This window comes from Teichococcus oryzae, from assembly GCF_008386565.1.
GTDB lineage: Bacteria > Pseudomonadota > Alphaproteobacteria > Acetobacterales > Acetobacteraceae > Pseudoroseomonas > Pseudoroseomonas oryzae.
Genome location: NZ_VUKA01000005.1, coordinates 121175 through 135639 on the forward strand (window position 1 = coordinate 121175; position 14465 = coordinate 135639).

General features: G+C 69.0%; 14 protein-coding genes. 4 read left to right on the forward strand and 10 right to left on the reverse strand.

Features of this window, described 5'->3' with window-relative positions; genetic code table 11:
* Positions 1–3 precede the first annotated feature (3 nt).
* The 8 genes from F0Q34_RS12360 to vapB form a co-directional block, all read right to left on the reverse strand.
* Positions 4–1293, reverse strand: a complete 1290-nt coding sequence (locus tag F0Q34_RS12360) for an ABC transporter substrate-binding protein (RefSeq protein WP_149812528.1) — start codon at positions 1291–1293, stop codon at positions 4–6.
* A 26-nt stretch (positions 1294–1319) separates the two neighbouring features.
* The gene (locus F0Q34_RS12365) at positions 1320–2156 is read right to left on the reverse strand and encodes a carbohydrate ABC transporter permease (protein ID WP_149812529.1); all 837 of its coding nucleotides are present in this window, start codon (positions 2154–2156) and stop codon (positions 1320–1322) included.
* On the reverse strand, positions 2149–3063 hold the full coding sequence (locus F0Q34_RS12370; protein WP_206668008.1) for a carbohydrate ABC transporter permease: 915 nt from the start codon (positions 3061–3063) through the stop codon (positions 2149–2151). The genes F0Q34_RS12365 and F0Q34_RS12370 overlap by 8 nt, the downstream gene beginning before the upstream one ends.
* Positions 3056–4201 (reverse strand): ABC transporter ATP-binding protein, encoded by a 1146-nt coding sequence (locus tag F0Q34_RS12375; protein ID WP_149812530.1) that lies wholly within the window; start codon positions 4199–4201, stop codon positions 3056–3058. Before F0Q34_RS12375 ends, F0Q34_RS12370 begins: the two co-directional genes overlap by 8 nt.
* Before the next feature lie 194 nt (positions 4202–4395).
* Complete coding sequence (locus F0Q34_RS12380) at positions 4396–5001, reverse strand: thiamine pyrophosphate-dependent enzyme (RefSeq protein ID WP_149812531.1); 606 nt, start codon at positions 4999–5001, stop codon at positions 4396–4398.
* Positions 5002–5004: 3 nt separating this feature from the next.
* On the reverse strand, positions 5005–5541 hold the full coding sequence (locus F0Q34_RS12385) for a thiamine pyrophosphate-binding protein (RefSeq protein WP_149812532.1): 537 nt from the start codon (positions 5539–5541) through the stop codon (positions 5005–5007).
* Between the two features lie 292 nt (positions 5542–5833).
* Entirely contained in the window at positions 5834–6241 is a 408-nt protein-coding gene (gene vapC, locus F0Q34_RS12390; protein WP_149812533.1) for a tRNA(fMet)-specific endonuclease VapC, read from the reverse strand.
* The gene (gene vapB, locus F0Q34_RS12395; RefSeq protein WP_241665461.1) at positions 6241–6462 is read right to left on the reverse strand and encodes a type II toxin-antitoxin system VapB family antitoxin; all 222 of its coding nucleotides are present in this window, start codon (positions 6460–6462) and stop codon (positions 6241–6243) included. Before vapB ends, vapC begins: the two co-directional genes overlap by 1 nt.
* A gap of 679 nt (positions 6463–7141) precedes the next feature.
* Between vapB and F0Q34_RS12400 the strand changes: the two genes are divergently transcribed.
* From F0Q34_RS12400 to repB, 4 genes are all read left to right on the forward strand, one after another.
* Complete coding sequence (locus F0Q34_RS12400) at positions 7142–8149, forward strand: replication initiator protein A (RefSeq protein ID WP_161600861.1); 1008 nt, start codon at positions 7142–7144, stop codon at positions 8147–8149.
* A 191-nt stretch (positions 8150–8340) separates the two neighbouring features.
* Positions 8341–9681, forward strand: a complete 1341-nt coding sequence (gene repC / locus F0Q34_RS12405; RefSeq protein WP_161600862.1) for a plasmid replication protein RepC — start codon at positions 8341–8343, stop codon at positions 9679–9681.
* Positions 9674–10888 carry a plasmid partitioning protein RepA gene (repA, locus tag F0Q34_RS12410; RefSeq protein ID WP_149812537.1) on the forward strand — a complete coding sequence of 405 codons (1215 nt, stop codon included), beginning with the start codon at positions 9674–9676 and terminating at the stop codon, positions 10886–10888. The genes repC and repA overlap by 8 nt, the downstream gene beginning before the upstream one ends.
* Entirely contained in the window at positions 10888–11979 is a 1092-nt protein-coding gene (gene repB / locus F0Q34_RS12415) for a plasmid partitioning protein RepB (RefSeq protein WP_161600863.1), read from the forward strand. The genes repA and repB overlap by 1 nt, the downstream gene beginning before the upstream one ends.
* Positions 11980–12022: 43 nt before the next feature.
* On the opposite strand, the gene F0Q34_RS12420 is transcribed toward repB, so the two are convergent.
* Together F0Q34_RS12420 and F0Q34_RS12425 are read right to left on the reverse strand one after the other, a co-directional pair.
* A complete protein-coding gene (locus tag F0Q34_RS12420) occupies positions 12023–13942 on the reverse strand; it encodes an FUSC family protein (protein ID WP_149812539.1) in 1920 nt (639 codons plus the stop codon).
* Complete coding sequence (locus tag F0Q34_RS12425) at positions 13939–14406, reverse strand: MarR family winged helix-turn-helix transcriptional regulator (RefSeq protein ID WP_149812540.1); 468 nt, start codon at positions 14404–14406, stop codon at positions 13939–13941. Before F0Q34_RS12425 ends, F0Q34_RS12420 begins: the two co-directional genes overlap by 4 nt.
* Positions 14407–14465 lie beyond the last annotated feature (59 nt).

Sequence of the window (14465 nt, forward strand, 5' to 3'; positions counted from 1 at the left end):
GGATCAGGACTTCCTCGGCAGCAGGCGGCGCACCTCGGTGGCCATGTCCTTCTGCACCTCCTCCGGCGTCGCGCGGCTTTCGACGATGCGGGCCAGGTTGTCCACCATGGTCTGCGTCACCCGCACGCTGTTGCTGCCGGGGAAGGCATACCAGGGGATGGAGATCGGGATCTGCTTCACGGATGGCACGAAGAGCGGGTTCTCGCGGTAGAACTGGCCCAGATATTGCGGGTCGTCGATGGCGATCTGGTTGCAAGGCAGGTAGCCGGTGTTCTTCACCATCATCGCCTGCCCCTCGGGGCCGGTGGAGAAGCGCAGGAACTTCCAGGCGGCCTCCCGCTTCGCCGGGTCCTTGGCGCAGAGCATGCCGGCGGCGCCGCCGGTCGGCAGGCGGCCCTTCTCCGCGTCGATCACCGGCATGCCGGTGGTGCGCAGCTCGAAATTCTGGCCGACGCCGGAAACCGTGCCGCGCACCAGCGCCGTGGTCTGGAAGATCATGCCGAGCTTGCCGGCGGCAAAGGCCTGCCGCGCGGCGGCGGCGGTCAGGTTCGGCATTCCGGCCTGCTTCACCATCCGCTCGATCAGCTTCAGCGAGGCGAGGCCCTCCGGCCCGGCGAAGCCGACATCGGTCTCGTCCGCGTTCAGCATCCGGCCGCCATGGCCGAACAGCAGGGCGGAGAACATCCAGTCATCGCCGTTCCAGGTGTACCACAACCCGTCCGTGCCATCGCCGAGCGTGTCGATCTTGGCGGCCAGGGCCAGCACGCCGTCCCAGTCGCGCGGGAAATTGTCGGGGTCGCCGCCGGCGCGCTTCACCAGGCCGGCGTTGTAGTAGCAGATCGGGTTGGAGGCGGCGTAGGCGAGGCCGGCCTGGATGCCGCCGAACTGGCCGAGCGCCAGCAGGTTCGGCGAATAGCCCGCCTTGACCGGCTCCCCTTCCGTGCGCAGCAGCGGCGCGAGGTCCTGCGCGATGCCGCGCTCGGCGAAGATCCGCAGGCGGTTGAAGCCCTGGTAGGACAGGTCCGGCAACTGGTTGGTCGCCGCCTGGCGCAGGATGAGCTGCGCGCCTTCCTCGTAGTTCGGGGTGGTGACGGTGTTGACCTTGATCGACGGCTCGCGCTTCGCGAATTCCGCCAGGATGGCGTCGTAGCTGTCCTTGTAGATGAAGGGCTGCGCGTAATGGACGGTGATGGTGGTGCCGGCCTGGGCGCGCGCGATGGCAGGCATGGCGAGGCCGACGGGTAGCGCCCAGGCAACACGGATCGCGGCGCGGCGGGAGATGGTGGTGTCCATGGGTGGAATCTCCGGGAAGAAGCGTTTCAGCCCTTGAGGCCGGTGGAAGCGATGCCTTCGACGAAGCGGCGCTGGGCCAGCAGGAAGGCGATGACGAGGGGGGCGGTCATGATCACCGCGGCGGCCATCAGCGCGCCGAAATCATCCCCCGCCTCGGCCGAGCGGAAGAACATGACGCCGAGGGCCGGCGTCGCGTGGCTGTCGCCATTGGCGATGATCAGCGGCCAGAACAGGTCGTTCCAATGCGCCACGACGGAGAAGATGGCGAAGGCCGTGGCGGCGGGCCATGCATTCGGCAGCACCACGCGCCAGACAATGGCCATCTCGCTCATGCCGTCCAGCCGCGCGGCATGGATCAGGTCGTCCGGCAGCGACTTGAAGAACTGCCGGAACAGGAAGATGGCGAAGACCGAGATGGTGAAGGGCGCGATCAGCGCCGTGTAGCTGTTGAGCAGGCCCATCTGGCTGAAGGCCACGTAGAGCGGCAGGGCGGGCACGTGCGGCGGCACCAGCAGGCCCAGCATCACCGCGCCGAACACCAGCTCCCGCCCGCGGAAGCGCAGCTTGGCGAGCGCATAGCCCGCCGGCACGGCAAAGAGGATCTGGAAGGCCAGGATGCCGCCGCACACCACCACGCCGTTCCAGAGGTAGCGGCCCACGGGGATGCGCTCGAACACCTTGCCGTAGTTCTCGGCGGCGAAGAAGCGCTCCGGCCAGAGGGAAAGGGAAGCGCGGAAGATCTCGTCCAGCGGCTTCAGGCTGGCCGCCGCCATCCAGATATAGGGCATCAGCATCAGCAGCCCGGCGGCCGTCAGGAACAGGAGGCGCGGCAGGTCGCGCAGCAGGGGGGTGCGCTCAGGCATAATGGACCCGCTTGTCGAGAACCTTGGTTTGCAGCCACATCGACGCCAGCACGATGCCCAGGAAGACCAGCGTGATGGCCGCCGAATAGCCGATGCGGAAATAAGTGAAGCCTTCCTCGTACAGCGTGTAGAGCAGCACCTGGGAGGCCTTGTTCGGCCCGCCCTGCGTCAGCACCACCACCGTGTCGAAGACGCGCACGGAGCGGATCATGGTGATGGTCAGCACGAACAGCGTGGTCGGCCCCAGCAGCGGCCATGTGACCAGGCGGAAGCGCTCCCAGGCGGAGGGCACGCCATCCACGGCGGCGGCGGCGTAAAGCTCGCGCGGGATCGCCGTCAGCCCGGCCAGGAACAGCACCAGGTTGAAGCCGAGATTTTCCCAGATGCCGATGGCAGCCAATGACAGCAGCACCGTGTCCGAGGAGGACAGCCAGGCCGGCCCCTCGATGCCGATCACGCGCAGCGCGGCGTTGAGCGGGCCGATGGTCGGGTGCAGCAGGTACTGCCACGCGGCCGCCATGGCGACGCTGAGCGACACCACGGGCAGAAAGAACACGGCGCGGAACAGCGTGCGGCCGCGCGTCCCGGCCTCGATCGCCAGGGCCAGGAGAAGCGCGCCAATGATGGAGCCCGGCGTCACCAGGCCCACATAGACCAGCGTGTTGCGCAGGGATTGCAGGAAGCCGCGATCCTCCAGCATCTCGGCGAAATTGCCGAGGCCGATCCAGCGGAAGCCGTCGAGGCCCAGCTCGTAATCGGTGAAGGCCAGGGCGGCGGTGGCCAGGGTGGGCAGCAGCAGCATCAGCAGATAGGCGATGGCGGCGGGCAGGGTCAGCGCCCAGGCGGCCATCGCCTCCCCCGTGCCGGCGGCGCGCCGATGCGGCGCGGCAATGGCGAGGTCAGACAAGCGCCGGCTCCCTCGCCACGACGGCTTCGGCGCGGCGGCGCGCCCCGTCCTGATCGAACAGCAGCGCCGCGCCGGGCGCGAAGCCCAGATGCAGCGCCGCGCCGGAAGCGGGCAGCCGCCCCGCCGCCTCGGGCGGCAGGCGCAGCACCAGCGGCGATCCGCTCGCTTCATGCCGGGTGTGCAGCAGCACGGATTCGCCCAGGAACTCCACCGCCTCGGCCCGCGCGGGCAGCCCTTCGGCGGCCAGGACAAAGGCCTCGGGGCGGATGCCAAGCGTCAGCGGCCCCCGCGCCGCGCAGCGCAGGCCGATGAGCCGGTCGCCGACGCGGACCAGCCCGTCCCGTCCCGCCTCGCCCGGCAGCAGGTTGATGCGGGGGGAGCCGATAAAGGTCGCCACCCGCAGATCGGCCGGGTCGGCATAGATCTCGCGCGGCGGCGCCACCTGCAGGATGCGCCCGCCCTGCATCACCGCCACGCGGTCCGCCATGGTCAGCGCTTCCGACTGGTCATGCGTGACATAAAGAGTGGCGGCGCCGGCGCGGCGATGGATGGCCACGATCTCCCGCCGGGTCTGCACCCGGAGGCTGGCATCGAGGTTGGACAGCGGCTCATCCATCAGAAAGGCCGCCGGGCGGCGCACCATGGCGCGGGCGAGCGCCACGCGCTGTCGTTGACCGCCGGACAGTTGCGCCGGGCGCCGGTCCAGCAGGGCACCGAGGCCAAGCGATTCCGCCGCCGCCGCGACCTCGCCGGCGATCCGCCTCCGGGTCGCACGGGCGCCGGGCATCAGGCCGCCCAGCAGGGGCAGGCGCTGCCAGGCGTTCAGCCGGCGCATGGCCAGCGGCACGGCGATGTTCTCGGCCACCGTCAGATGCGGGTAAAGCGCATAGGACTGGAACACCATGGCGACATCGCGCTCGCCGGCGCGCAGCGAAGTGGCGTCGCGCCCCTGGATCCGCAGCGTGCCGGAACTGGCCTGCTCGATGCCGGCGACGATGCGCATCAGCGTCGTCTTGCCGCAGCCCGAGGGGCCGACCAGGGCCACGAACTCGCCTGCCGCGATGTCCAGCGAAACGCCGTGCAGGACGGTGTTGCCGCCGAAGCTCTTGGTTACCGATGTGAGGGAAATGCCCGCCAAACTGCCGCTCCGAACTCTGCGTCGGGGCTGCCTCTACAATTGCCGCATGACGGCGCGGTTGGGGTTGCGTGAAGCTTTGATGTCGTTTGCAGGTCAGCGTGGCCGGCGGCGATGCGCCGGCGGGGCCTCATGGCGGCACCCGCCGGGGCCGGTGCCGCCATCCCGCGGGCCGGTGGCCGGCCGCGGGCTTGCCGTCAGGCGAGATGCGCCTCCGGACCCAGCAGCGATTCCCGCATCCGCGCCTGCAACAGCGCGCCTTCGCGCGGCGGCAGCACCAGGGGCAGCGTTTCCGCGTCGATCTTCACCTGCGCGAAAAGCGGGCCGGAGCGCTCATGGATGGCGCCGCGCAGCGCCGCGACCTCCTCCATGGTGGCGACGGCGGGCACGCGCGGGATGCCCGCCGCCCGGGCCATGCCGGCCAGGTCGACGCCGGAGCCGGTATGGGTGGGCTGCATCCCCGTCTCGCCATAATGCTCGTTGTCCAGCACCACGACGGACAGGTTGGCAGGGCGCGCCACGGCGATGGTGGCCAGGGCGCCCAGGCTCATCAGCATCTCGCCATCGCCGGTGATCACCAGCACGGGCTGTTCGGGCTGCGCCAGGGCAAGGCCGAGGCCGATCATCGCCGCGCCGCCCATGCCGCCCCAGAGCGGCAGGTTGCGCGGATGGTCGCCCGCCGCGGTGATGTCCCAGGCCGGCGCGCCGAGCCCGGCCACCACCAGCAGCCCGCCACGGTCGGCCAGAAGTGCCGGGACGACCTCGCGCCGGCGCAGGCGGCCGGAAGGAACGGTGTTGCCCATGGCTCAGTCCTTTCCGAAGGTCTTGGCGCCCAGCACACGCTGGCCGATCAGCGTCGCGGTGGGGCGGAAGGTGTTGAAGGCCATGCGCAGCGTGGCCTCGGCGGTGGGCGCCACATCGGCGGCATGGTCGGCGCGGCGCACCACGGTGCCCATGGCCTCCAGCACGGCCTGGGTGGCGTTGCCCATCGGCATCTGGGCCGGGTTGAACTCGCCGAAATCGCCGCGCATGGTCACCAGCATCGGCATCGGCGTGCGGTGCAGGATGGCCAGCGACAACATGTTGATGCAGTTGCCGACGCCCGAGCTTTGCATCAGCAGCACGCCGCGCTCGCCGCCCAGCCAGGCGCCCAGCATCAGCGCGATGCCTTCCTCCTCGGTGGTCAGGGAAATGGCCTTGATGCCGGGATCGGCCTGGCAGCGGCGGATCAGCCGCGAATGCCCGGCATCCGGGACATAGGCCACCTGCCGGACCTCATAGGCTTTCAGCAGGTCGAACAACTCGTCCGGCCAGGTGTCGGTGCTGGCGGGCGCCACGTCCATGCTTGTTTGCTCCACCCGGTTTCCTCCTCCGCATGGTTGGGGATGTCCGGACCGGCCTGCCGGCTGGGCATCCCTTGCTGTGCGCGAGCGTCAGTTAGGTCAGATTGTATGTCAATGTCGCGCAGGGGCGGTCCGTCGCGATCTCCGGCAGGCGCCCGTTCCGTGGGGATCGCGGCCATCGCCACCACCGCTTTCCCCTGGCCCGCCTGCTCCTCGGCGAACAGGGCGCGACGGGGTGCCCGGGATGCCGCGCCGGCAGGCCCCCGCGGCATCCATGGCCCGGACCCGCCTGTTATTGCGGGGCCAGCCAGTCTTCCGAGCGGAGCCCCTCGACACGCCGGAACTCGCCCAGATTGCCGGTGATGACAACCAGCCCCCTGCTGCGCGCATGCCCGGCGATCAGGATGTCATAAGGGCCGATCAGGCAGCCCCGGCGCGCCAGGTCGGCATGGATGTCCCCGGCATGCGCCGCCGCATCCTCGTCGAAGGGCAGCACGGCGAGACGGCGGGCGAAGGCCTCCACCTCCCGCCGGTGCTCGTTTGGGCGGGCTGACCGGGCGGCGCCGTAAAGCAGCTCAGTCAGGGTGATGGTGGTGATGCAAAGCGTGTCGGCCTCGACGTTGAAGCGGGGCCGCAAGCCCTGCGGGCGGTCACGCAGCAGCCGGATGCACAGATTGGTGTCCAGCATGTTGCGCAGCATCAGAAGGCTTCCCGCTCCTGATGCGGCAGTTGCGCCCGTTCCCCGAGATCAACGCCCGGAGCGTTGAAGAAATCATCCCACAGCGCATCGGCGGGGGCGATGATCACCCGCGCGCCTTCGCGGATAATGGTCACTTCGCGGATGCCGGGCGGAAAGGCCACCTCCTTGGGCAGCCGCACCGCCTGCGTCCTGTTGCTCAGGAAGAGCGAGGTTCTGGTCATCACGCCTCCTTTCGTATAGACAATTTGTATATACGTCCTCCGGTGGCCTGATCAAGCTTCCGGCGCCGTGTCCCGACGAGGTTCCGAGTTCCAGGCGCACAAATAGGAATATATTGACAAATCACGAGCTGCGGCCTACAGCGCTGCATCATCGCTATGCCTGGCAGCCAGACGGGAGCACAGCCTGCCATGCCCAGGAAAACAGCGGAATAACGGAGGCGAAACCCCGAATGCGGCGCATGGCCAGAAAGAGCGCGGCCTTTGCCATGCGGGATCGGCCTGGATGCGGCACGGATGGTCGCCGCTGGCCCGGCTGGAAACGGTCCGCAGGGCATTCCAGCCGCGAAATCGCACCTAATCCTGCCCGCCCGTCACCTTCGGCGGAGGGCGAGTCGGGAAAGCCTCCGATTCGCCCGCCTTTTCGGAGCCGTTTCCCCGAATGAGGGCATGTAAGGCAGCAGGCGCAGATGCGTTTCGAACTGCCCTCCGTCGGGCAATTCGCTTCTGAATCCCTATTTCGGAGGCGAAAACCCGAATCTTTGCAGGGCTTTCGGAGGCGAAAACCCGAACCCTGCCCCTCGCGGTTCCGCCAGGGTTGTGCATGCTGGAACCGTAACACAGCAGACACGTCACCTTCCGAGCGATGGCACGCACCACATCCCCGCGGCAGGAGCCCCCGATGGCTCCCGACCAGGCCCCTGCCCCGCCAGCGCAGGGCAAGGCCTCCGTCGCCGCGCGTGCCCGCCGCGGCCGGGCCCTGATGCCCGACCTGTTCGACAGCCCCCTGCATGGCAAGGTGCGCGGCCAGCGCAGCGTGATGGCCTATCCGTTCTTCCACCTCGGCAAGACCGCGCCGACGCGGGAGGTGCTGCGCTATGATGACGGGCAGGTGCGGATCGAGGTGGCGCCAGGCCCCGCCGGCATTGCCACCATCTACGACAAGGACCTGATCCTCTACATCGCCTCCCTGATGGCCGAGAAGCTGCGGCGAGGCGAGCTGCGGCCCGACGACCCGAAGCCGGACCGTGAATTCACCTTCACCGCGCATGACTTCTTCCGCGTCGCCGGGCGCGACACGGCGGGCAAGGCCTATGACCGGCTGCTGCAGATGCTGCAGCGGCTGCAGGGCACCCAGGTGCGGACCAACATCGAGATGGCGGGGGAAGGCACGGATGGCGTCTTTTCCTGGATCGACGCGGTCAACACCCGCTACCGCCGCAATGCGCGCAAGGAAAAGGAGCTGGTCAGCGTTTCAGTGACGCTTTGCGCCTGGCTTTACCGCGGCATCCTGAACGACACCCGCCTGCTGACCTTCGCGGACGAGTATTTCGACCTCGCCCCGCTGGAGCGCCGGCTTTACGAGATCGCCAAATCCGAGGACGTGGACGAGGCCGGCTGGTCGATCGGCATCGAGGATCTGCATGCGCGCGTCGGCACCCGTGGCCTGCTGCGGCATTTCGGGCAGTTCCTCACGGAGCTGGAGCAGACGCAGCGCCTGATCGAGTTCGATATCGGCCTGCACCGCCCGGCTTCCGAGACGCAGCGGCGCGGGCGGCCCGGCTATGAGGGCACCATCGTGACCTTCACCGCCCGGCCCAGGGCCCAGCTTTCCCGCCGCCCCTTCATCGCGGCGGCTGGGGAACCCTTGCCTGAAACGGAGGATGGCGAAGCGAACGGCAAACCCTGAACACGCAAAACCCCGCTTTGCAGAGCGGGGCTTGCTGAACATACCGAGCCGGCCGTGATGGCCTAGGGAATGTCCTGGACAGTCATTCCTCTAGGTTTACATCCCGCTCCTGGTCAAGCGCGAAATGCAGTTTCGCCGCTGACGAGGGCGTGTGCCCGCCTCGGTCCATCTTTACCGAAGGAATGGGCATCGTGGAAACACCGGCATTCCCGCGCGGAATGACGCGCGGCCTGCGCAAGCTGACGACCAATCACCTGCTCGCCGCCCGCCTCGTCGAACAGGCGCGCGGCTTGCCGCCTGGCATCAGGCACCCGAACCAGCTTCTGGCGGCGATGCGCCGGGCGGCCCCCTATCTGGGCTACAACCGCCTGCTGCCGCTGATGGAGGCGCTGTTCCGCTGGACCCAGCCGCAGGATTGGGAACCCGGCGCCGAACCCATCGTATGGCCCAGCAATGACGAGTTGGCCCTGGTGCTGGATTGCAGCGAGAGGCATGTCAGCCGCCTGATCGCGGCCGCCATCGAGGCGCGGCTGATCGTGGCGCGCGACGGCGCGGACCGCCGGCGCCGCGGCTTCCGCCAGGATGGCCGCATCGTCTGGGCCTGGGGGCTCAACCTGCGGCCCATGGCGGCACGCCACGCGGATTTCCTCCATGCGGCGGAGGAAGGCGAACGGGTGCGGCGCCGCTGCCGGGAATTGCGGCGCGAAGCCGGCATGGCGCGCCAGTTCCTGGCCCAGCTGCTGGAACTGGCGCACGAACATGGCCTCCCTGCCCTTCCCCTGGAGGAAAGGCTGCACGCCGCCCGGCAACAGGCAGGCGAGGCGCGCCGGATCGAGGACCCGGAACGCCTCGAAAACCTGGCCGCTGCCTTGCGGGCCTCGGCGGCGGCGGGCCGTGCCTGGCTGGAACAGGCGGTGAAAAACGCGGAAATGTCAGGCTCGGGCGACACCGTGGTCAGGCCCATAATACCTACAAACAAACCCACGGAGCCCGAAGGGTCTATTGTAGCGGCTCGGGAAGCAACGGCCGCTTTGGCGCTGCTTCCCATGGAGGCTGAGGTGCCCGTGGAGGGGACGCGGCTGTTTGCGAAGGAGATGGCGCGGCTGGCTCCGAGGCTGGGAGACTACCTGGCCACACGGCATCCCGATTGGGGCGACATCGCCGATGCGGCAGCCGCCTTGTCGCGCCACCTGGGCGTTCCCCGCACGCTGTATGGGGAGGCGTGCCGGGCTCTCGGGCGGCCAGGAGCGGCGGTGGCCATCGCCATCATCTCGACCAAACCGGCGGAATATTTCCATTCCTGCGGAGCGGGCGGGTATCTGCGCGGGATGCTGCGGCGCGCGGGGCAGGGCCAGCTTCATCTGGAACGCAGCATCCATGGCTTGCGCGATGCTGAGCGGCGGCGGCGCCTCCAGTTGACGGCCGTCAACTCCGCCGCCTCGCCGGACCTGGCTTCCGGCCAGCGGCGCAAAGTGCGATATTGCGGCGAAAGTGCCTTTACAGCCGCATCTGCGAGTGGAAACCATGGATAGCTTGGCCGGAAACCGCAAGGCGGTTGCGGATATCGACACCATCATCAGCGCCCAGGCGCAGGAACTGTCGGAGAAGCTCCAGGCGCACCGGCTGGAACTGTTCCCGCCCGCCGCGCAGAAGCCGTTGCGTTCCTTCCAGGCGGCAGAGGTGGCCAAGCTGCTCGGGGTGAAAAGCGGCTATCTGCGGAACCTGTCGCTGGAAGGAAAGGGCCCTGCCCCGGCCGTGACCAGCACCGGGCGCCGCTCCTACACCGCCGAGCAGATCCAGGAACTGCGCACTTATCTCGAGGAGAATGGCCGGGCCAGCCGGCGCTATGTGCCGCATCGCAGGGGCCCTGAGCACATCCAGGTCGTGGCCGTCGTCAACTTCAAGGGTGGCAGCGGCAAGACCACCACCACGGCGCATCTGGCGCAGCATCTGGCGCTGACCGGCCACCGGGTGCTGGCGGTGGATCTCGATCCCCAGGCCAGCCTTTCGGCGCTGCACGGCTTCCAGCCGGAATTCGACCTCGCCCCAAATGAGACGCTTTACGCCGCGCTGCGCTATGACGAGGAGGCGCGGCCGTTGCGCGACCTGATCCGGCGCACCAACTTTCCCGGCCTCGATATTGTGCCCGCCAATATCGAGCTGATGGAATTCGAATACGACACGCCGCGGGTGCTGGCGACGCATGAGGGCGGCGCCACGGGACGGGATTTCTTCGCCCGCCTCGACAACGCTCTGGCCAGCGTCGCGGATGAATACGATGTCGTGGTGATCGACTGCCCGCCGCAGCTTGGCTACCTGACCATGGCGGCCCTGTGCACGGCGACCGCCGTGCTGATCCCGGTGCATCCGCAGATGCTGGACGTGATGTCGATGTGCCAGTTCCTGCTGATGCTGGGGGATGTTCTGGGGCATCTGAAGGCCGCCGGAACCAGCCTGCGCTATGACTGGCTGCGTTATCTGGTCACCCGCTACGAACCGAGCGACGGCCCGCAGACGCAGATGGTGGCCTTCATGCGCTCGCTGTTCGGGCAGCATGTGCTGACGCATCCGATGCTCAAAAGCGTCGCCATCGCCGATGCCGGCATCACCAAGCAGACGCTCTACGAGGTCGAGCGCCGGCTGTTCACGCCCGCCACCTATGACCGCGCCATGGAATGCCTGGATGCCGTGAATGGCGAGGTCGAACAATTGATCCATGCCGCCTGGGGGAGGGGATGATGGCGCGAAAGAACCTGCTGGCCGGGCTGACCGGAGCAAAGTTGACGGCCGTCAACCCGGATGCCCCGCTCTCGCAGCCGGCCCGGCCCGGAGGGCTGCCCTATGCCGGACGCGGCGCGGTCGGCGCCGTCACCCGCAGCATCGACGACCTGGCCAGCCGCGCCAACGCGGCCAGGGAGCTGGAAGCGCGGCTGACCTCGGGTCAGGTGATCGTGGAGCTGGATCCGGGCATCGTGGACGCGTCCTTTGTCGCCGACCGGATGGCGCAGGATGACGAGGACTACCGGGCGCTGCGGGACAGCATCGCGCAAAGCGGGCAGGGATCGCCGATCCTGGTGCGGCCACACCCGACTGCCCCGGGCCGTTTCCAGGTGGCCTTCGGGCACCGGCGCCTGCGGGCGGCGGCGGAACTGTTGAAGCCGGTCCGCGCCGTGGTCCGCCAGCTTTCCGACCGTGACCTGATCCTGGCCCAGGGGCAGGAGAACAGCGCCCGCGCCAATCTTTCCTTTATCGAGCGGGCGCGCTTTGCCCATCGGCTGGAGGAAGGCGGCTATGACCGCGAGACGATCATGCTGGCGCTCAGCGCCGACAAGACCACCGTATCCCGCCTGATCACCGTGATCGAGCGCATCCCGGCCGCGATCATCGATGCCATCGGGCCGGCGCCCGGGACCGGGCGTGACCGTTGGGTGGAACTCGCCAGCGCCTTCCACCAGGGCGGAGCGCCGGGTGAACTGGACGCGCTGCTCGGACAGCCGGATTTCCGCGCGGTGGAGTCGGATGAACGGTTCCGGCAGGTTCTCGACCGGTTCAGCCAGCCACCCAAGGCTCCCGGGGCGGAGAAGGACGGCCTGCGGCGGGAGCGGGAGCCCGCCCGCTCCTGGGCCCATTCCACCGGCGCGGAGATCCTGAAGATCGCGTCCACGGGGCGCGCCACGGTGCTGACGATCGACAAGCGTTCCGCACCCGGCTTCGATGCCTTCCTGCTGGACCAGATGGAAACGCTTTATTCGAAATACCTGGCGGAACAGGCCAGGGCTGTCCGCGCGGACAAGCGAACGCGGCTTTCCATGCCGCGCGAGAAGGCCTGAAGCGCCGGGAAAAAGGCGAAGGGAAGGGGGCGCGGCTCGGATTTCAGGCGGCCAGCCGGAAGAAGGCCGGGCTGGAACGCAGCGCGGCGCTTGCCTCGCGCAGAAGGCGAGCCTCCCCTGGCGCTTCCGCCGCAAGCCTTGCCGCAGCCCGCGCCAGTGCGGCGGCAGCCCGCTCGGGGCGGGAGGAGACCGACCGGATGCGGGACAGGGCGGCATCAATGGCGCGGGTGGACCCAGCCGGCAGTTGCGCCCGGGCGCGAAGCTCCTGCATCCGCAGCACCGCCGATCCCACCGCCAGAACAGCCAGCGCGCCGTCATCTGGCGCCGTGCCCCGCAACGCGGATTTCTCCGACCAGCGCAGCAGCGCCAGCAGGCGATGGTTCAACCGGGCCCGCCACACATCGCCATCATGGGCGGCGTCCGGGGCGCCGGCCATGGCCTGCAACTCATTGACCATGCTCCGCGCCAGCATGCGCATCCGCCGGCCGGCATCGGCCGGCAGGATGAAGCGGAAGGCCAGCAAGGCAATCATCGGCCCGGCCAGCACGGCGAGAACCAGGGACAGGTGCTCGGCCAGGGTGCCGCGCAGCGGCAGCGCCGGCTGCGACAGCAACAGCAGCGCCATGACGTAATCCGTGGCGCCGAACATCGTCCGGGGATGCGCCAGCGGAGGAACCACCAGCAGGATGAAGGGCATCAGCAGGAACACCAGCATCAGCTCGGAGCCCGCCATGGGCCATGCCAGCCAGCGGCAGGCCACCGCCGCCAGGCCGCCAAAGGCCTGCCCGATCAGCACCTGCTGCATGATCCAGGCCGGGTTCTCCCAGGTCGAGAACAGCGTCGCCATGACGGAGGTGCCGAGCAGGAGGTACGGCCCCGCCGGCCAGCCGGTGAGAACCCAGACGCCGCCCAGGAGCAGCATGATCCCGGTTGCGCGGAAGCTGGCATGGCGCGCGCCGATCCAGTCACGGTGCACGGTCAAGAGATGCCGGGGCAGGGGCGCGCGGGGCTGATCGCCGCCGCCGCCAAGATGCCCCCGCAAGGCTCCCTCGATGCCGAGAATGATGTCTCGGACCTCCGGGCAGGAGGCGGACAGGGCCGCGGCGAGTGCCAGGGCTTCCATCACCTCGGCCGGAGGGGCGGAAGCTTCCAGCCCTTGGGCGGCGGCTTCGAGCGCATCGGCGGCCGCGGGGGTGGGCGGAACAGCCCGGTCGTTCCGGAGCCAGAGCAGGGCGGATACCAGGGCCGAGATCACGGCGCGAATGGCGCGTGCCGACCTGCGCGAGCGGAGGGAGCCCGCGCCGTGCGGGTCCACCGCCTCGTCCAGCAGCGCCATCTCGCGCAGCAGGCCGCGATGGCTCCCCCGCATCCCGTCCGGGCCACCGCGCAGCCGCCCGGCCAGGTGGCGCAGCACGCTGGCCGCCAGGCGCCGGGTCTGGTCGAGGATCGGATCGCGGCCGCGCCGCGGCGTGAACAGGAGGCCGACCAGCAGGGCGATCACCACCCCCGTCAGCACGGTCAGCAGGCGATCCGCCCCAAGGGCCCAAAGATGGCCCGGCCGGGCCGTGTCGAGCATCGCGACCATGGTCGCGGAATAGCCGGCCAGCAGCGTGCCATAGGAGGTCAGCCCGCGCAGCACATTGCCCAGCCAGGCACAGGCCCCGAGCCAGACCGACAGGCCAATGACGAGCGGAAGCGGCTCCGCGCCCGAGGCCAGCACGACCAGCGTGCCGGCGACCGTGCCGACAAGGGTGCCGGCCATGCGGAAGAAGCTTTTCTCGATCAGCATGTTGCGCGCCGGCTGGGACGCCGCGAACACCGTCATGGCCGACCATTGGGGATGCTCCAGCCCAGCCAGCCAGGCCACCAGCAAAGCAAGGCAGGCGGCCAGCGCCGTGCGCAGGCAGAAGCGCAGGCGCTGCGGATCGATGCCGTGCCAGGCCCGCCGGAGAGCCCGGCTCATGGCTTCGCCCGCCCCGGCTGGAGGGCCCGCAGCCGGGCGGCGATCCGCTGGAAGGCGCTGGTCATCAGCGCCAGCTCGGCGTCGCTGAGATCAGACAGCATCTCGGCCTCGGCCACCGCCAGGGTGCAGCGGATGTCGCGGATGGCGCTTCGGCCCGCATCAGTCAGGAAGATCAGCCGCGCCCGGCGGTCGCCTTCATCCACCCGCCGTTCGATGAGGCCCTTGCCGGCCAGGATGTCCAGCAGCCGCACCAGGCTGGAGCCGTCGGTGCCCACCAGGGCGGACAATTCCTTCTGGGTGATGCCGTCGCCGGATTCCTGGAGGTGGATCAGCGGCGCCCATGTGGCGTCGCTGAGGCCGGCACGTTCCAGGCGACGGTCGAGCGTGCGCCGCCATTGCCGGGCCAGCACGGCGAACTCGAACCCGAAGCGCTGCCGGTGAGGGGAGGAAGGATTGGAGGCCATCCCATCTGGTAAAACCAGATAGATTGAATTGCAATGCAATATTCATGGTGGAAGCCGGC

What these genes read in the sequence shown, in the direction of transcription:
- F0Q34_RS12360 (WP_149812528.1), bottom strand. Translation starts at nt 1,293, where the DNA reads ATGGACACCACCATCTCCCGCCGCGCCGCGATCCGTGTTGCCTGGGCG.
- repA (WP_149812537.1), top strand. Translation starts at nt 9,674, where the DNA reads ATGGATAGCTTGGCCGGAAACCGCAAGGCGGTTGCGGATATCGACACC.
- F0Q34_RS12425 (WP_149812540.1), bottom strand. Translation starts at nt 14,406, where the DNA reads ATGGCCTCCAATCCTTCCTCCCCTCACCGGCAGCGCTTCGGGTTCGAG.
- F0Q34_RS12380 (WP_149812531.1), bottom strand. Translation starts at nt 5,001, where the DNA reads ATGGGCAACACCGTTCCTTCCGGCCGCCTGCGCCGGCGCGAGGTCGTC.
- F0Q34_RS12400 (WP_161600861.1), top strand. Translation starts at nt 7,142, where the DNA reads ATGGCTCCCGACCAGGCCCCTGCCCCGCCAGCGCAGGGCAAGGCCTCC.
- repB (WP_161600863.1), top strand. Translation starts at nt 10,888, where the DNA reads ATGGCGCGAAAGAACCTGCTGGCCGGGCTGACCGGAGCAAAGTTGACG.
- F0Q34_RS12420 (WP_149812539.1), bottom strand. Translation starts at nt 13,942, where the DNA reads ATGAGCCGGGCTCTCCGGCGGGCCTGGCACGGCATCGATCCGCAGCGC.
- F0Q34_RS12385 (WP_149812532.1), bottom strand. Translation starts at nt 5,541, where the DNA reads ATGGACGTGGCGCCCGCCAGCACCGACACCTGGCCGGACGAGTTGTTC.
- vapC (WP_149812533.1), bottom strand. Translation starts at nt 6,241, where the DNA reads ATGCTGCGCAACATGCTGGACACCAATCTGTGCATCCGGCTGCTGCGT.
- vapB (WP_241665461.1), bottom strand. Translation starts at nt 6,462, where the DNA reads ATGACCAGAACCTCGCTCTTCCTGAGCAACAGGACGCAGGCGGTGCGG.
- F0Q34_RS12365 (WP_149812529.1), bottom strand. Translation starts at nt 2,156, where the DNA reads ATGCCTGAGCGCACCCCCCTGCTGCGCGACCTGCCGCGCCTCCTGTTC.